The organism is Variovorax guangxiensis, from assembly GCF_003952165.1.
GTDB lineage: Bacteria > Pseudomonadota > Gammaproteobacteria > Burkholderiales > Burkholderiaceae_C > Variovorax > Variovorax guangxiensis.
Map to the genome: position 1 here is coordinate 170,730 of NZ_RXFT01000003.1, position 15,891 is coordinate 186,620.

Genomic DNA, 15,891 nt, shown 5'->3' on the forward strand with positions numbered 1-15,891 from the left:
GCGTGGCTCCGCCAACCCCCTCGCGAGCGGGGGGGCGAGCGCCTTCGGGCGGCCGGGCGGCGCTCATGCGGCCTCCGTGCGTTCTGCCACGCGAAGAATGGCACTGCGCGCCCGCGGGTTCCCGCTCACCTCGGCCTCCGAGGGCTTGATGCGCTCCAGCGCGCGCAGCTTCATGACCTTGGGCGCGGCAAACGGCGCGCGGCGGTCGTAGACCTCCTTGGAGTGCTTCGCTATGAACTGCTTGACGATGCGGTCTTCCAGCGAGTGGAAGCTGATGACCGCCAGCCGCCCCCCGGGCTTCAGGATGGACAGGCTGGCTTCTAGCGCCTGTTGCAGCTCTTCAAGCTCGGCGTTGATGAAAATCCGAAAAGCCTGAAATGTGCGCGTTGCAGGGTTCTGGCCCGGCTCGCGGGTTTTGACCGTGCCAGCCACGAGCTCGGCCAGTTCGGTGGTGGTTGAAACTGGGCCCCGTTCTTGTCGGCGAGCAACAATCGCCTTTGCAATCTGAACAGCAAACCGTTCTTCGCCATAGTCACGGATCACCTCTGCAATCTGCTGTAGTTCGGCCGTTGCCAGCCACTCGGCCACGCTCTCGCCGCGCGTGGTGTCCATGCGCATGTCGAGCGGGCCATCGAAACGGAAACTGAAACCGCGCACCGGGTTGTCGATCTGCGGCGAGCTCACGCCCAGGTCCATGAGCAGGCCGGCGACGCTCGCGTCGGGCAGCTCGCCGATCGAGCGGAATCCCTGGTGGCGGATGGAAAAACGCGCATCCGAGATGCGCGCTGCTTCGGCCACTGCTTCCGCATCCTTGTCGAATGCGATGAGCCTGCCTTCCGGCGCCAGCCGCGCGAGGATCGCGCGCGCGTGCCCTCCTCTTCCGAAGGTGGCGTCCACGTAGGTGCCGGCAGCCGCGGAGCTGCCGGATAGAAGAGCTTCCACCGCCTCGCCGAGCAAGACGGTCGTGTGGGTCCAGGGCGTGTTCACGGTGCCCCTCAGAACGCGAAGTCCTGGAATACGTCCGGCATCTCGCCCTGGGTGGCCTCGGCCTCCTTGGCCTCGTAGGTGGCCTTGTCCCAGAGTTCGAAGTGGTTGCCCATGCCCAGCAGCAGCGTCTCGCGCGTGATGCCGGTGGCCGCGCGCAACTCGGGGGAGACGAGGACGCGGCCGGTGCCGTCCATCTCGACGTCCATGGCATTGCCCAGGAAGACGCGCTTCCACCACTGCGCCGACATCGGCAGCGCGGCGATGCGCTCGCGGAACTTCTCCCATTCGGGACGGGGGAACACCATCAGGCATCCGTGCGGATGCTTGGTGATCGTGAGCTGGCCGCCTGCCGTCGCGCTCAGGACGTCACGATGCCGGGTCGGCACGGAGAGCCGCCCCTTGGCATCCAGACTGAGCGATGAAGCGCCTTGAAACACGACCACGAAACCCCTGTGTTGGGAGTGCTGCGGCACCCGAAAGGGGCACTACCCGCACTTTTTCCCACTTAACTGCACTTTTTTGCACTGTAGCAGGAAACACTTCGGAAGCAACTGGCCGTTTGGGCTATTTTTTGTAATGGAATCAACGACTTAGCGCCGATTCCAAATCCTTGGAATCGGCGAATTTCGTTGAAAATGAAGTACTTAGCTCACGCAGTGAAAGTGATGCGTGAAGGATTCCCCCGTTACAGGGGAAGAGAGAAGCGGCTTCAGAGGATGAAGCGCGAAAGGTCTTCGTCGTGACTTAGTGCCGCAAGGCGCTGGTCGACATAGGCGGCATCGATGCGGATCGATTGCCCTTCGAGGCGGGTCGCGTCGAAGCTTACCTCATCCAGCAGGCGCTCCATCACGGTCGACAGACGGCGCGCGCCGATGTTCTCCGTGCGCTCGTTCACCTCGAAGGCGATGGTGGCCAGCCGGTTCACGCCCTCGGGCGTGAATTCGAGCGTCACGCCCTCGGTGGCGAGCAGCGCCTGGTACTGCTTCACCAGCGAGGCGCGCGTCTGCGTGAGGATGCTCTCGAAGTCCGCCACCGAGAGCGACTGCAGCTCCACGCGGATCGGAAAGCGCCCCTGCAGCTCGGGAATGAGGTCGCTGGGCTTGCTCAGGTGGAAGGCACCGCTCGCGATGAACAGCATGTGGTCGGTGCGCACCACGCCGTACTTGGTGCTGACGGCTGTGCCCTCCACCAGCGGCAGCAGGTCGCGCTGCACGCCCTGGCGCGACACGTCGGAGCCCTGGGCTTCGCTGCGGGTGGCGACCTTGTCGATCTCGTCGATGAAGACGATGCCGTTCTGCTCTGCGTTGGCGATCGCCTGCGTGCGGATCTCGTCCTCGTTGACCAGCTTGGCGGCTTCCTCGTCGGTCAGGAGGCGCAGCGCCTCGGCGATCTTGAGCTTGCGCATCTTGCGCTTGCCGCCGCCGATCTGGCCGAACATGCCGCGCAGCTGCTCGGTCATTTCCTCCATGCCGGCCGGGCCCATGATCTCCAGCGGCGCGCGGGTTTCGGCGAGGTCGAGTTCGATCTCCTTGTCGTCGAGCTGGTGCTCGCGCAGCTTCTTGCGGAAGGCCTGCCGGGTGGCGTTGCTGGTGTCGGTCGCGGTGGAGGTGCCGTCGGCGCTGCGCGCTTGCGGCAGCAGCACGTCGAGGATGCGCTCCTCGGCGGCATCCTCGGCGCGCGCGCGAACCTTCACGCTCTCCGCCTCGCGCGTCTGCTTGACGGCGATCTCTGCCAGGTCGCGGATGATCGAATCGACGTCCTTGCCCACGTAGCCCACCTCGGTGAACTTGGTGGCCTCGACCTTGATGAAGGGCGCATCGGCCAGTCGCGCGAGGCGACGGGCGATCTCGGTCTTGCCCACGCCCGTGGGGCCGATCATGAGGATGTTCTTCGGCGTGATCTCGTGGCGCAGCTTGTCGTCGACCTGCTGGCGGCGCCAGCGGTTGCGCAGGGCGATGGCCACGGCGCGCTTGGCTGCCGGCTGGCCGACGATGTGGTTGTCGAGCTCGGAGACGATCTCCTGGGGGGTCATGGACATGGTCAGAGCGCTTCCACCGTGTGGTTCATGTTCGTGTAAATGCAGATTTCTCCGGCGATCGCCAGCGATTTGCGCACGATCTGCTCGGCCGAAAGCTCGGTGTTCTCGATCAGCGCCTTGGCCGCCGACTGGGCGTACGCGCCGCCCGAGCCGATGGCGATCACGCCGTCCTCGGGCTCCAGCACGTCGCCGTTGCCGGTGATGATGAGGGAGGTGGTGGCGTCGGCCACCGCGAGCATGGCTTCGAGCTTGCGCAGCACGCGGTCGGTGCGCCAGTCCTTGGTGAGCTCGACCGCGGCGCGGGTCAGGTGCCCCTGGTGCTTCTCGAGCTTGGCCTCGAAGCGCTCGAAGAGCGTGAAGGCGTCCGCGGTTGCGCCCGCGAAGCCGGCAAGCACCTTGCCGTGATACAGCCGGCGCACCTTGCGCGCCGAGCCCTTGATGACGATGTTGCCGAGAGTGACCTGCCCGTCCCCGCCGATGGCGACCTGGTCGCCCTGGGGGGTCTTGCGGCGCACGCTCACGATGGTGGTGCCGTGAAACTGTTCCATCGCAGCCATCTGGGGGTGCGCGGCGGCAATGCAACCGCCGCAAGGCGGTGCGGGTTTCAGTTTTTCCTAACGGCCACCGTGGCGTGATCGGCGATGCCTACCAGATTGAACAGCGCGGCAACCAGCCGGTGCACGTCGACGAACTGCACGCGCTCGCCGTTGGCGTCGCGCGTGCGCACCCAGCTCAGCAGCGTGCCTGCGGCGGCGAGGTCCATGCGCAGCAGCGCCGCGCACGAGATGACCGGCGCCGTGGTGTGGCGCAGGTCGTGGTCCAGCCGCTGCCAGTTCGACAGCGACTCGCCCCGCAGGTCGCCCGCCAGCGCGGCAAAACCGCTGTCGGTGGAAGGAAAACTCTCCGAATCGCCGCCGACCGACAGCAGCGACCACACCGAGCTGGGCCGGCTGGCAGGCGGCGCGGCCAACGTGGTGCACTCGCCCTTCGGGTCTGCCCAGGCGGGCGGCGACACCTCGTAGGTGATGCAGTAGTTGAGCGCCACCAGCTCGAAGTCGTCGGGCAGGTGCATCATGCGCAGCGCCGCGAGGTGCAGTTGCCACCAGACGTCGTCGGTGCCGCGCTCGTTGTTGGGCGCGGCCTCGGACAGCACGGCCAGCAGCTGCGACGAGCCCATGAAACGCAGCTGCACCGGCGAATCGGCCCAGTGGGTGAAGAGCACGCGCAGCGGCGCGGCGGCCTCGGGTTCGATGGCATGCAGGCCACGCCAGTCGAGCGTCCACACCGAGCCCGCCTTCGACAGCGCGCGGGTGAGGTCCATGAGGCCTTCGCGCGCGAGGCGCGTGGGGCAGGTCCAGTCGGCGGGAGCGCCGCTTTCGGCGATGCCGGCAGCCTCCTCGCTCGCCGTGACGGCCTTGACGCTGCGCGCCAGCTCTTCCAGCGAGACCCAGTCGGGTCCCATGCGCCGCATGCGCTGCGCATAGCGCATGCGGGCGGCGGCGAACTTGGCGGCGTCGCCGGTGGCGCGGTACAGGTCGAAGAGAGCCCGCCAGCGGTTGTCGTCGCGCTCGGAGGCTGCGTCGGTCGCGCTTTCGACCGGCGACACGCTGTCGGGGGGCGAAGCCAGCGCCTGCAGCAGGATCGCTTCGGCGCCGGTGTCGTCGCCGTGGGCGAAACGGATCACCGCTTCCTCGAGCGCGCCATCGTGCGCCAGGCGCGACGACAGCAGCGGCACGCTGGCCGCGACGGCCGGCGCTGCGCCGGCCTCGCCGGCGACCTGTGCCGCCTCCACCGCCAGGGACGGCGGAGCCGGCTCCGACAGCAGTTCGTCGGTGTCCACCGGCGGCAGGGTCTCGGCGCCGGCTTCGGGCGGCGGATTGACCAGCACCTCGCCGTTCGGCCCGCGCCCCTTCCACCACTGCTGCGACATCTGCTGCTCGATCTCGTCGATCTTCTTGAGCGTGAGCGCGCGGCCTTCCGATCTCTCGGAGGAGCTGTTGACGTTGAACGAAGACGGCGTGACCGTCGCCTCGAAGGCGTGCGCCGCGGCCTCGCGCTGGCGCAGCTTGCGCAGCATGTCGAACTCGCGCCGGCGAACGAAATCGTTGCGCTGGCGCCGCTCGATCATCTCCTTGAGCATCTCCCGGCTGTAGGTCTGCGCGGGCAGCGAGGAATCGGAGGCCGAACTGGCGGAGGAAGGCGCGTCCAGCTCCGACCAATCCTTCAGGGGATTGCGGACAAACTTGGCCACCTTTGAAAGAAGGCGGCCCGAATCTTCCTTTGGCATTCGGAGGAGGCTATCGAAGACGCTGGCTTTTATCTACCTTGTGCTGGCTTTCAGTCCCCGAACATCTTCTGCTTGAGTTCGCGGCGCTGCTGCGCCTCGAGCGAAAGCGTCGCGGTCGGGCGGGCCAGCAGGCGGCCGACGCCGATGGGCTCGCCGGTCTCGTCGCAGTAGCCATAGTCGCCGGCGTCGATGCGCTGGATCGACTGCTCGATCTTCTTGAGCAGCTTGCGCTCACGGTCGCGGGTGCGCAGCTCGAGGGCATGTTCTTCCTCGATGGTGGCGCGGTCGGCCGGGTCGGGCACGACTACCGTGTCTTCACGCAGGTGCTCGGTGGTCTCGCCGGCGTTCTCGAGGATGCCGCGCTTGAGTTCTTCGAGCTTCAGGCGGAAGAACGCCATCTGCTTCTCGTTCATGTACTCGTCGTCGGGCATGGCGATGACTTCGGCATCGCTCAGTTCCGCGGGCGACTTGGTTTTCCAGTTGTTGGCCAGTTTCGGGTCTTTCTTGATGGCGAGGGGCGGCGGAGGCACCAGCGCGTTGGAATGGCTTTGGGAGAAGGTGGACTTGGCGGCCGTCGACGCCACCGATTGCGGCATCGAGGGGACGGTCAGTTGCGACAGCCGGGACACGCGGCCACCACGCGCGGCGGGAGCGGGCGTGGCTGTTTGAGCGGGCATCGAGGGTGTCGCCGGGGCGGAAGTGGAGGCGGCAGCCGTTTTTTTCATGGGGATCGGGGGGACAGAGGAAACAGCCGCAGGACGGCCGACGGGTTTGGATGACGATGAGCCGGCGTCCGCGGTCTTCGTGGCGGCAGTTGCAGGCTTGGCGGACTTCTTGGTCGCAGCGCTCGCGGCCTTGGCCGGTGGTGCTGCGGGCTTCTTGGACGGTGCGCTCTTCTCCTTGGTCGCGGGACCGGAAACCTTCCTGGCCGCGGGTACAGCCTGCTTCGCAGCCGGCGCCTTCTTGGCGGCGGGCTTGGTTGCTGGCGTGGCCTTGGCGGCGGGTTTCTTCACGGTGACTGGCTCCTTTGACGAACTGGAACGCGCTTTCACTGGGTGTCTCCTCCCATGGGAGCCTCTTGCAGCCTCCAGGCCGCGCAGGCTCCCGTTGTCGGGGTGCCCGCCAAGTGGCGAACCCCGGGGTTATACCCCCGAAAGCCCGCCAGAAACGTACGGCGCCCCGTGCCGGAAGTCACATCTTGTCCTTGGGAGCAGGACGTGGCTTGCGAAACAGGCGCGCGATTGTATAGAGAACTCGAAGCCGCGGGACATGTTCCGGCGCGTCGTCCGACTCCGTTAGCATCGCCCGGCGCCGCCGGAGGGGGCGGCGCGCGGGCCCCGGCCCTTGTCCATATGGCGCAGGGGGCCTATCCGATCATTCCGATCAATCGCAAGACAGACACAAGAAAGCAACAAGCCTTGAACAAGAAAGCAGTTTTGGGAGTCCTGGCCGCGGCCATCGCCGCCGCCTACGGCGGCAGCACCTGGTGGGCCGGTTCGCAGATCAAGTCGCGCTACGACACCGCGCTGGACGAGCTGCCCAAGCAGACCGCGCTGGTGCGCGTGACCGAGCGCAAGTACGAACGCGGCTTCCTGGGCGCCGTCAGCACCGTCACGCTGGAAATCGGCTGCTCGGCCGACGCGGCCGCGCCGGCAGCCAGCCAGCCCACCGCTGGCCAGGACGAAGAGGAAAAGGAAGACGGCGAGGAAGACGATACCCCCGCCATCAAGCCGCCGAAGCAGCTGCGCCTGACCATCCGCGACACCATCCACCACGGCCCGCTGGCCGGCGGCACGCTGGCGGCCGCCACCATCGACAGCGAACTGGTGCTCGATCCCAAGACCCAGGCCGAGCTGAAGAAGCTGTTCGGCGAGGCCAAGCCCCTGTCGGCGCGCACCAAGGTCGGCTTCGACGGAGCCTTCACCACCGACCTGACGGTCGCCCCCGCCAGGCTGTCCGAGGAAGGCAAGGGCCGTCTCGACTGGCAGGGCCTGCAGGCCCGCGTGAACGTGAACGCCGCGCGCACCCAGGCACGGTACGACCTGAACATGCCCGGCCTCGACTTCAGCGACGTGAAGAGCGGCGTGACCATGAAGATGGGCAAGCTCACCGCCAAGGCCGACATGGACAGCAGCGCCGGCTGGTTCCTGGCCACCGGCAAGACCGAGGGCCGGCTCGACACGCTGGAGTTCGCCGTCAGGAAGAAAGCGGCAGAGGACGGCTCGGAGCCGCCGAAGGCGCTGCCGGCAGTCGTGCTGCAGAACATCGACCTCGTGGGCGACGCGACCATGAAGGACGGCCTCTACGCCTCCACCGGCACCCTCAAGGGCACCGGCAAGATCGGCGAGACGAAGATCGACAAGTTCGAGCTGACCAGCGGCGCCCGCCGCATCCACGGCGCCGGCTACAGGAAGCTGGCCGATGCCTGGATGCAGTCCAGCGCCGCCAGCGGCTGCGGCAAGGGCGGCAGCAAGGCTTCCCAGGCGGCCATGCAGGCGCTGGCCGAGCAACTCACGCCCGACCTCAAGGCCATGGCCAAGTACGCGCCCGAGGCCGGCATCGACAAGCTCGTGGTCGAGATCGACGGCAAGCGCGCCGAACTCGGCTACTCGGCCGGCATGGCCGGTGTGACCGACGAAGACCTGCAACTGCCGGGCACGGCGCTGATGATGAAGCGCGGCGTGCTCAAGGCCCACGCGCGGCTGCCCATGAAGTGGCTGGAGAAGCTGGCCGAGACCGGTGCCGAGAGCGGCCAGACGCCGCCGCCCGAAATGGTGGCCGGCCTGGTCGAACAGGGCGAGCAGAGCGGCTTCGTGAAGCGCGACGGTGACGACGTCACCACCCAGGTCGAGTTCAGCGAGGGCAACCTGAAGGTCAACGGCCAGCCGCTGGGCGGAGCGCCCGGCATGAACGGCTCAGGCAAGTAAGCCGCCCTGCCCCAACGGAAAACGGCGCTGGCCTCGCGGGCCAGCGCCGTTTTTGTTTGCTTCAGGAAGCCTTCAGCGGCTCTTCAGGTCAGACCAGGCACTGCTCCAGCCCCTGCTCCAGGATCTCCCGCGGCAGCTCGATGCCGATGAACACCATGCGGCTCTGGCGCGCCTCGTCCTTGCCCCATTCCGGGCCCAGGTCGCTGCCCATCAGCTGGTGCACGCCCTGGAAGATCACCTTGCGCTCGGTGCCCTTCATGTTCAGCACGCCCTTGTAGCGCAGCATGCGCGGGCCGTAGATGTTGACGATCGCGCCCAGGAAGTCTTCCAGCTTGGCCGGATCGAACGGGCGGTCGGCCTTGTAGACGAAGCTCTTGACGTCGTCGTCCACGTGGTGATGGTGGCCATGGCCTTCATGCTTGTGCGAGGGATGGTCGCAGTGCTCGCCATGCGCGTGGTCATGGTCGTGATGGTCGTGGTCGTCTTCCTTGAGGAAGTCGGGGTCGATGTCGAGCTTGGCGTTCAGGTTGAAGCCGCGCAGGTCGAAGATGTCCTTGAGCGGCACCTCGCCGAAATGCGCCTTCTGCTGCGGCGCGCGCGGATTCATGTGCTTCAGGCGGTGGATCAGCGCGTCGGTCTCCTCGGCGGAGACCAGGTCGCTCTTGCTGATGAAGATCTGGTCGGCGAAGCCCACCTGGCGGCGCGCTTCCTGGCGGTCGTTGAGCTGCTGCGGCGCGTGCTTGGCGTCCACCAGCGTGAGGATCGAGTCGAGCAGGTAGCTCTCCGCGATCTCGTCGTCCATGAAGAAGGTCTGCGCCACTGGGCCGGGGTCGGCCAGGCCGGTGGTCTCGATCACCACGCGGTCGAAGTCGAGCAGGCCCTGGCGCTTCTTGGCGGCCAGCAGCTGCAGCGCCTCGCGCAGGTCTTCGCGGATGGTGCAGCAGACGCAGCCGTTGCTCATCTGCACGATCTGCTCCTTCGACTCGGTCACGAGGATGTCGCTGTCGATGTTCTCCTCGCCGAACTCGTTCTCGATGACCGCGATCTTCTGGCCGTGGGCCTCGGTCAGGATACGTTTGAGCAGCGTGGTCTTGCCCGAGCCGAGAAAGCCGGTGAGGATGGTCGCGGGAATGAGGGCCATGGGGAAAGTGCTCCGGATGCGGAAAACGGGAAATGGGGGCCGTGGAAGGCGCGGCCCGGCAGTTTAGCCAATGCCACTGAGTTGCGTTGGCGGCAGGGTCAAGCCTGCTTCAGGCCGGCTTCCTGACCACCACCAGCCCCTTCAGGTACTCGCCTTCAGGGAATTCGATGGTCATCGGGTGGTCCGGCGCCGCGCCCAGCCGCTCGGCGATGTAGCCGTCCACGCCCGCGTCGAGCCCCGCCGAGGCCACGATCTTGTGGAACAGGTCGGCGCTGATGCCGCCCGAGCACGAGAAGGTCAGCAGCACCCCGCCCGGCTCCAGGAGCTTGAGCGCCAGCCGGTTGATGTCCTTGTAGGCGCGCGACGCACGCTCGGCATGCGCCACGGTGGGTGCGAACTTGGGCGGATCGAGCACGATGGCGTCGAAGGTGCGGCCCTGGTCGATGAACTCGCGCAGCACGGTGTTGACGTTGGCGTCGAGGAACTCGGCCTCGATGCCCTGCCCGCCGGCGGCATCGAAGCCGTTGAGCGCCAGATGCCCCCTCGCCCGTTCCAGCGCCGGCAGCGACGAATCGACCGACACCAACTGCGCGCCCTCGAGCGCGCCCGCGGCCTTCAGCCCCGCCAGCGCCGCGACGGTGAACCCGCCCGTGTAGCAGAAGCAGTTCAGCACGCGCCTGAATCGACGGTGCTGCGCCAGCTCGGCAAAACGCTGGCGGCTGTCGCGCTGGTCGAGGTAGAAGCCGGTCTTGTGGCCGGTGGCGATGTCCAGCGACAGTTTCCAGCCGTGCTCGCGAATGACGATCTCGGTCGGCCCTTCGCCGCGCAGCCAGCCCGTGACCGGCTTCAGCCCCTCGCGCTCGCGGCCGCTGGCATCGGAGCGCTCGTAGAGCTTCGAAAGGCCCGTGGCCTTCAGCAGCGCATCGGCCAGCGCGCCCTTCCAGCGCTCCACGCCGGCCGAAAGGAACTGCGCCACCAGCGTGTCGCCGTAGCGGTCGACGATCAGCCCCGGCAGGCCGTCGGCCTCGCCATGCACCAGCCGCACGCCGTCGCTCTGCAGATCGAACAGGCCCCGCGCGGCCACGGCGCGTGCGCACAGCGAGGCGAGGAAGGCGGCGTCGATGCGCTGCGTCTCGGTGAAGCTCCAGGCCCGCGCGCGGATCTTGGAAGCGGGGCTGAACGCAGCCCACGCGAGAAAAGCGCCGTCGTGCGACTCGACGCGCACCGTCTCGCCGGAATCGGCGCCGCCGCGCGCGATGGCGGATTCGAACACCCACGGGTGGCGGCGCTGCAGCGAGCGCTCCTTGCCGGGTTTGAGGCGAAGGGTTTTCATTGTTTAGTGAATCAGAAGGAGAGACATCGCCTGCGAAAGCGCTGACAACCGGCGCCGCATGCGAAACTACATCAGCTGCACAGCGCTGAATATTCATCGGCTGATATTTTCAGCGACATCCGATCCCGAAAGGCCCTCAAGGTGAGCGCTCCCATTTTCCTCAGGCGCGTCGTTCTTAGAAACTACCGAAGCATCGGTAGCTGCGACGTCGAACTCGGCCCTCTGACGTATCTCGTCGGAGCGAACGGCTCCGGCAAGAGTAATTTCCTCGATGCACTCCATCTTGTCGGCGACGCCTTGACCGGTTCTCTCGATAACGCACTGAATAAGAGAGGAGGCCTTTCCGAGGTACGTCGGAGATCAAATGGGCACCCAACTCATTTCGGTATTCGACTGGAATTCTTCCTGAACGATGGCACGCTAGGCCACTATGCGTTCGAAGTGGGAACCCGCCAAGGACTCGGGCACGAGGTGCAAACCGAGGAATGTGCGATCGGTGGCGTCGGGAAGGGCCCATTCTTTCGTATTGAACGCGGCTCATTGATAAGAACCAGCGAGCCGACCTTCCCCGCCATCACTTCGGACCGACTCGCGCTCGTGAGTCTCTCCGGCCTCACAGCGTTCAGACCTGTCTTTGATGCACTAACGGCGATGGGCTTCTACAACTTGAATCCCAAACTGATGCGAGAAATGCAGAATCCTCAGGACGGTCGGCTGCTTAAGCCCGTAGGAGAAAACATCGCCAGCGTGATTGGGCATCTCGAGCGATTCGCACCCGAGGCAATGGTCGTGATTCAAGAGTATCTGCAGACCGTAGCACCCATGGTGCATGGCGTTGAAAGAAAAAAAATCGGTCCGATGGAAACATTGGAGTTTCGCCAAGACATGGCAGGCTCGAAACACCCTTGGCGCTTCTTGGCCCAGAACATGTCCGATGGTACCTTGCGAGCGCTCGGGGTCTTGACTGCGCTCTTTCAAAGTAATCGGGACTACGCTCCATCTTTGATCGGCGTTGAAGAGCCAGAGACGGCACTTCACCCTGCTGCCAGTGCAGCGCTGCGTGAAGCTCTTGTACGCGCTTCTAAAAAGACCCAAATCATCGTGACAAGCCATAGTCCAGATCTGCTGGACGACCAAAGTCTGGATGCAAGCTCCCTTCTCGCTGTAGTTTCAGAAGGAGGCGAGACGATGATCGGCCCCTTGGACCTCGCGTCACGCGAGTCGATGCGGGATCATCTTTTCTCAGCTGGCGAGCTCTTGCGCATGAATCAATTGGTCCCCGATCGGGAAATCTTGAATGCACAAAGCCAAAAACAAGTAGAACTTTTTGGGCGAGTTGCATCTTGATCAACGTTGCCTGCATCGTCGAGGGAGATGGTGAAGTAGCAGCCCTGCCGGTTTTGCTTCGCCGAATATGTGAATGGCAAACACCGGATTCACCCGCTCGATTACCCGTCCCCATCCGTGTCTATAAAGATCGCTTTCTGAATCGCGAGGCCGAATTTCGAAGGCACTTGTTGCTTGCAGCTGCAAAATGCGAAAACAACGGCTGGGTCCTTGTTTTGCTGGACGCAGACGACGACTGTCCCGCGACTCGCGGCGCAGAAATTCTGCGCCGTGCGCGCGAAATCGTTCCTCACCGCAATGTTTCCGTGGTGCTCGCAAATCGTGAATACGAAGCTTGGTTCATTGCTGCAGCAAGTTCCCTGCATGGATCGAGAAACTTCGTGCTCGACAATCCTCTCGACGCAGCTACACCTGAAACCCCGCGGAATGCCAAGGGTTGGCTCAGCAAAAGGATGGGGGGAGCCGGCTACAACGAAACAACTGATCAGCCCGCCTTCTCTGCCCGGATGGATCTTCAACAAGCTTTTGACTCAAGTCGCTCGTTTCGAAAACTATGCAGCGAATGGCTCAAGCACCATCGCGACTAGCGAATCAAAATCTGGAAACCGCCCAACTCAGTCTTCTTTTTTTGCCTTCGCACGCGGATGCGCCGCGTCGTACACCTTGGCCAGGTGCTGGAAATCCAGCCGCGTATAGACCTGCGTGGTCGCGATGTTGGCGTGGCCCAGCAGCTCCTGCACCGCGCGCAGGTCGCTGCTGGACTGCAGCACGTGGCTCGCGAAGGAATGGCGCAGCATGTGCGGATGCACCGGCGCCGCGAGGCCGGCCTTGAGGCTGCGCTCGCGCAGCAGCTTCCACACCGCCTGCGACGACATCCGCATGCCCTTGGCGCTGATGAAGAGCGCGGCCGCCGCCTGCGGATCGCGCAGCCGGGCCGTCGTCAGCCCGGGGCAATCGCCGCGCACCGCGAGCCAGTCGCGCAGCGCCTCGGCCGCCTTGCTGCCCATGGGCACGATGCGGCGCTTGCTGCCCTTGCCGAGCACGCTGGCCTCCATCGCGTCCAGGTCGACCCAGCCGCGCGCCGTGCCGCTGGCCTGCGCATCGAGCCCCGTGAGCTCGCTCACGCGCAGGCCGCAGCCATAGAGCACTTCGACGATGGCGCCGTCGCGCGCCTCGGTCCATGGGTCGGCCTCGGGGTCGTACAGCTCGGCGAGCCGCACCGCGTCGTCCACGCCCAGCGCCTTGGGCAGCGGCCGGCCGGCCTTGGGCGCGTGCACGTCCTGCACCGGGTTGAAGCCGATCAGCCCTTCATGCCCCAGCCAGCGATAGAAGCTGCGCCAGCACGACAGCACCAGCGCGATGCCGCGCGGCTCGCGCCCGGCGCTGTGCAGTTGCGCCATCCAGCGGCGGATGTGGGCGGTCTGCACGCGGTCCAGCGGCAGCTTGGCCTCGGCGGCGTGCTCGCGCAGGGACTGCAGGTGGAAGGCGTAGAGCTCGACCGTGCGCGCCGCGAGCTGGCGTTCGACGCGCACGTGCTCCAGGTATTTCTCGATCCAGTCCGTAGGAGTTGGCGGAACGGATGCGACCGGCTCAGAAGAGATAGCCATGAGCCGCATTGTTGATGATGGCCGCCGGCTCGCGCAACGCGCCCTTGGAGAAGGGGCCGAGCGCCTGCCAGCAGGAAGTGGGCGCCGCGGCGTACTGCACGTCGAAGCTCCTGTCGAAGCCGCTCATCTTCACGAGACGCTCGACGCGCCACAGATGAAAGGGCTCCGACACGATGACCACGCTGCGCACCCCCGCCGCCAGCAGCAGCGGGCGCGACAGCGACAGGTTCAGCCGCGTGGAGGTCGATGCGGGCTCCAGCAGCATCGACCCGGTGAAACCCGAGGCGATCGCGTGTTCGCCCATCGTGATGGCCTCGATGCGGCTGTCCTCGGAATCCACGCCGCCCGAGAAGGCCAGCTGCCGCACGAGCCCGGCCTTCGCCAGCGCCAGGGCCGTGTCGACCCGGCCGGTCAGGCACGGGTGCGGCTTGCCGTCGAGGTACGCCCGGCTGCCGAGCACCAGCGCCGCGTCGGCCTGCCGCCGGGGCGGATTCGCGAGCAAGTCCTCGGAATGCCGCCAGATGAATGCACCGATGGCCGCGTACACGAGGGCCACAGCCGCCAGCCCAAAGGCCAGCACGACCTGCCAGGGCCGCCGCAACCAGCGCGGACGTTTCAAGGACGCAGCCGCGAGAGCGCGCCCGAGGCCAGCTCGGCGATGCGCTCCAGGAAATCGGTGCCCATCTCGGCGTTGAAGCGCTGCGCGTCGGGCGAGGCCAGCACCAGCAGGCCGAAGGCCGGCGACTCGGGGCCGGGGCGCAGCGGAATCAGCGCGATCGACATCGCTGACTGCGGCTCCGGCAGCCAGCTGGAGGCCTCGAAACCCGAATTGAGCCCGCAGTAGGGCGAGGTCAGCGAGGTGGCCAGCGCCTTCACGTCGTCGCTCACCCACTGGGCGTAGGCCTCGTTGAGGTATTCGCTGCCGCAGTCCCACACCTTGATGGCCGTCTGCGGCACCAGGAAGAGCGACTGCAGGTCGACCGCGATGCGGTACGGCAGGCTGCGCGGGTCGCGCGTGGTCAGCAGGCCCGTGGTCCAGCGCTGCAGGCGGTCGGCGATCACGACGTTCTCGGTGCCATGGCGCATCATGTCCATCAGGCGATGCTCCAGCGCCTTGATCTTCTCGCGCAGCATCTCGGCCTGGCGCTCCTGCAGGCTCACGGCGCGGTTGCCGTGCGGGCTGGTGAGCTGCACCTGCGCCAGCAGCTGGGCATGGCGCTCGAAGAAGTCGGGCGTGTTCGCCAGGTAGTTGGCGATGTCGTCTTCGGTGATCGGGTTCATGGCGTTGGCGTCGTTGTTGTTGCTCGTGAAGTGGGTCATGGCAGCTCCGGCACCTCGATGTCTCCCTCGAAGACCGTGACGGCCGGTCCGGTCATCAGCACCGGCTGGCCCTCCCCCTGCCACTCGATCGTGAGAACGCCGCCGTGCGTCTGCACGTCCACGCGGCGCTCCAGCAGCCCGAGGCGGATGCCCGCCACCACCGCCGCGCAGGCGCCGGTGCCGCAGGCCAGCGTTTCGCCGGCGCCGCGCTCGAACACCCGCAGCCTGATGCTGGATCGGTCGACCACCTGCATGAACCCGGCATTCACCCGTTGCGGAAAGCGCGGGTGGTGCTCGATCTGCGGGCCCTGCTCCGCCACCGGGGCGGTGTCGACGTCATCCACCACCTGCACCGCGTGCGGGTTGCCCATCGAGAGCACAGCTACGGAAACGATAGCGCTGCCGGCGTGGGTGCCCAGGGCCAGATGCCACTTGTGCCACCCGCCCTCGGCCTGCGGGTCGAGCCCGGCGGGGTCGAAGGGCACGCGGGCGGGTTCGAAGATGGGGGCGCCCATGTCGACCGTGACGCGGCCGTCGGCGCCCATGCGGGGTTCGATCACGCCGGAGAGGGTCTGAACGCGCACCTGCTTCTTCTCTGTCAGGTGGTGTTCGCTGACGAAGCGCATGAAGCAGCGCGCGCCGTTGCCGCACTGCTCCACCTCGCCGCCGTCGGAGTTGTGGATCACGTACTGGAAGTCGATACCTTCGCCCGGCGAGGGCCGCACGGTGAGGATCTGGTCGGCGCCGACGCCGAAGTGGCGGTCGGCCAGAAAGCGGTATTGCGCGGCGCTGAGGCCCAGCGTGCCGCGCGTTTCGTCCAGCACGACGAAATCGTTGCCGGCTCCCTGCATCTTGGTAAAGCGGATTCGCATCCCGGGATTATCGCCACGGGCATCGCCCCTGG

At 66.2% G+C, this 15,891-nt stretch carries 15 protein-coding genes; 3 read left to right on the forward strand and 12 right to left on the reverse strand.

Features of this window, described 5'->3' with window-relative positions; genetic code table 11:
• Positions 1 to 63: 63 nt before the first annotated feature.
• The 6 genes from rsmH to dksA all read right to left on the reverse strand — a co-directional run bounded on the left by rsmH (position 64) and on the right by dksA (position 6,325).
• Complete coding sequence (gene rsmH, locus EJP67_RS09220) at positions 64 to 987, reverse strand: 16S rRNA (cytosine(1402)-N(4))-methyltransferase RsmH (RefSeq protein ID WP_126021418.1); 924 nt, start codon at positions 985 to 987, stop codon at positions 64 to 66.
• An 8-nt stretch (positions 988 to 995) separates the two neighbouring features.
• On the reverse strand, positions 996 to 1,424 hold the full coding sequence (gene mraZ / locus EJP67_RS09225) for a division/cell wall cluster transcriptional repressor MraZ (protein ID WP_026346603.1): 429 nt from the start codon (positions 1,422 to 1,424) through the stop codon (positions 996 to 998).
• 272 nt (positions 1,425 to 1,696) lie between these two features.
• Complete coding sequence (gene hslU, locus EJP67_RS09230) at positions 1,697 to 3,025, reverse strand: ATP-dependent protease ATPase subunit HslU (RefSeq protein WP_126021419.1); 1,329 nt, start codon at positions 3,023 to 3,025, stop codon at positions 1,697 to 1,699.
• Positions 3,026 to 3,027: 2 nt separating this feature from the next.
• Positions 3,028 to 3,573 carry an ATP-dependent protease subunit HslV gene (gene hslV, locus EJP67_RS09235; RefSeq protein ID WP_019656748.1) on the reverse strand — a complete coding sequence of 182 codons (546 nt, stop codon included), beginning with the start codon at positions 3,571 to 3,573 and terminating at the stop codon, positions 3,028 to 3,030.
• 56 nt (positions 3,574 to 3,629) lie between these two features.
• The gene (locus EJP67_RS09240) at positions 3,630 to 5,312 is read right to left on the reverse strand and encodes an STAS domain-containing protein (RefSeq protein WP_126021420.1); all 1,683 of its coding nucleotides are present in this window, start codon (positions 5,310 to 5,312) and stop codon (positions 3,630 to 3,632) included.
• Between the two features lie 50 nt (positions 5,313 to 5,362).
• Complete coding sequence (dksA, locus tag EJP67_RS09245) at positions 5,363 to 6,325, reverse strand: RNA polymerase-binding protein DksA (RefSeq protein WP_240650570.1); 963 nt, start codon at positions 6,323 to 6,325, stop codon at positions 5,363 to 5,365.
• Positions 6,326 to 6,730: 405 nt separating this feature from the next.
• Here dksA and EJP67_RS09255 point away from each other — a divergent pair, with 405 nt between their 5' ends.
• Positions 6,731 to 8,239 carry a YdgA family protein gene (locus tag EJP67_RS09255; protein WP_240650571.1) on the forward strand — a complete coding sequence of 503 codons (1,509 nt, stop codon included), beginning with the start codon at positions 6,731 to 6,733 and terminating at the stop codon, positions 8,237 to 8,239.
• Positions 8,240 to 8,327: 88 nt separating this feature from the next.
• Here EJP67_RS09255 and EJP67_RS09260 read toward each other — a convergent pair whose 3' ends face one another.
• Entirely contained in the window at positions 8,328 to 9,380 is a 1,053-nt protein-coding gene (locus EJP67_RS09260) for a CobW family GTP-binding protein (protein WP_126021422.1), read from the reverse strand.
• A 109-nt stretch (positions 9,381 to 9,489) separates the two neighbouring features.
• The gene (locus EJP67_RS09265; protein ID WP_126021423.1) at positions 9,490 to 10,713 is read right to left on the reverse strand and encodes a class I SAM-dependent rRNA methyltransferase; all 1,224 of its coding nucleotides are present in this window, start codon (positions 10,711 to 10,713) and stop codon (positions 9,490 to 9,492) included.
• Between the two features lie 141 nt (positions 10,714 to 10,854).
• Here EJP67_RS09265 and EJP67_RS09270 point away from each other — a divergent pair, with 141 nt between their 5' ends.
• Together EJP67_RS09270 and EJP67_RS09275 are read left to right on the forward strand one after the other, a co-directional pair.
• Entirely contained in the window at positions 10,855 to 12,060 is a 1,206-nt protein-coding gene (locus EJP67_RS09270; RefSeq protein ID WP_126021424.1) for an AAA family ATPase, read from the forward strand.
• Positions 12,057 to 12,647: a DUF4276 family protein gene (locus EJP67_RS09275; protein WP_126021425.1), complete on the forward strand. Its 591-nt coding sequence runs from the start codon at positions 12,057 to 12,059 to the stop codon at positions 12,645 to 12,647. Before EJP67_RS09270 ends, EJP67_RS09275 begins: the two co-directional genes overlap by 4 nt.
• 27 nt (positions 12,648 to 12,674) lie before the next feature.
• On the opposite strand, the gene EJP67_RS09280 is transcribed toward EJP67_RS09275, so the two are convergent.
• Genes EJP67_RS09280 through dapF form a run of 4 tightly spaced genes read right to left on the reverse strand, consistent with a single transcriptional unit; the run spans position 12,675 to position 15,859 of the window.
• Complete coding sequence (locus tag EJP67_RS09280) at positions 12,675 to 13,667, reverse strand: tyrosine recombinase XerC (protein ID WP_126021426.1); 993 nt, start codon at positions 13,665 to 13,667, stop codon at positions 12,675 to 12,677.
• Positions 13,651 to 14,286 (reverse strand): YdcF family protein, encoded by a 636-nt coding sequence (locus EJP67_RS09285; RefSeq protein ID WP_126021427.1) that lies wholly within the window; start codon positions 14,284 to 14,286, stop codon positions 13,651 to 13,653. The genes EJP67_RS09280 and EJP67_RS09285 overlap by 17 nt, the downstream gene beginning before the upstream one ends.
• The gene (locus tag EJP67_RS09290) at positions 14,283 to 14,987 is read right to left on the reverse strand and encodes a DUF484 family protein (RefSeq protein WP_126021428.1); all 705 of its coding nucleotides are present in this window, start codon (positions 14,985 to 14,987) and stop codon (positions 14,283 to 14,285) included. Before EJP67_RS09290 ends, EJP67_RS09285 begins: the two co-directional genes overlap by 4 nt.
• Complete coding sequence (dapF, locus tag EJP67_RS09295) at positions 14,984 to 15,859, reverse strand: diaminopimelate epimerase (RefSeq protein ID WP_126021429.1); 876 nt, start codon at positions 15,857 to 15,859, stop codon at positions 14,984 to 14,986. The genes EJP67_RS09290 and dapF overlap by 4 nt, the downstream gene beginning before the upstream one ends.
• Positions 15,860 to 15,891 lie beyond the last annotated feature (32 nt).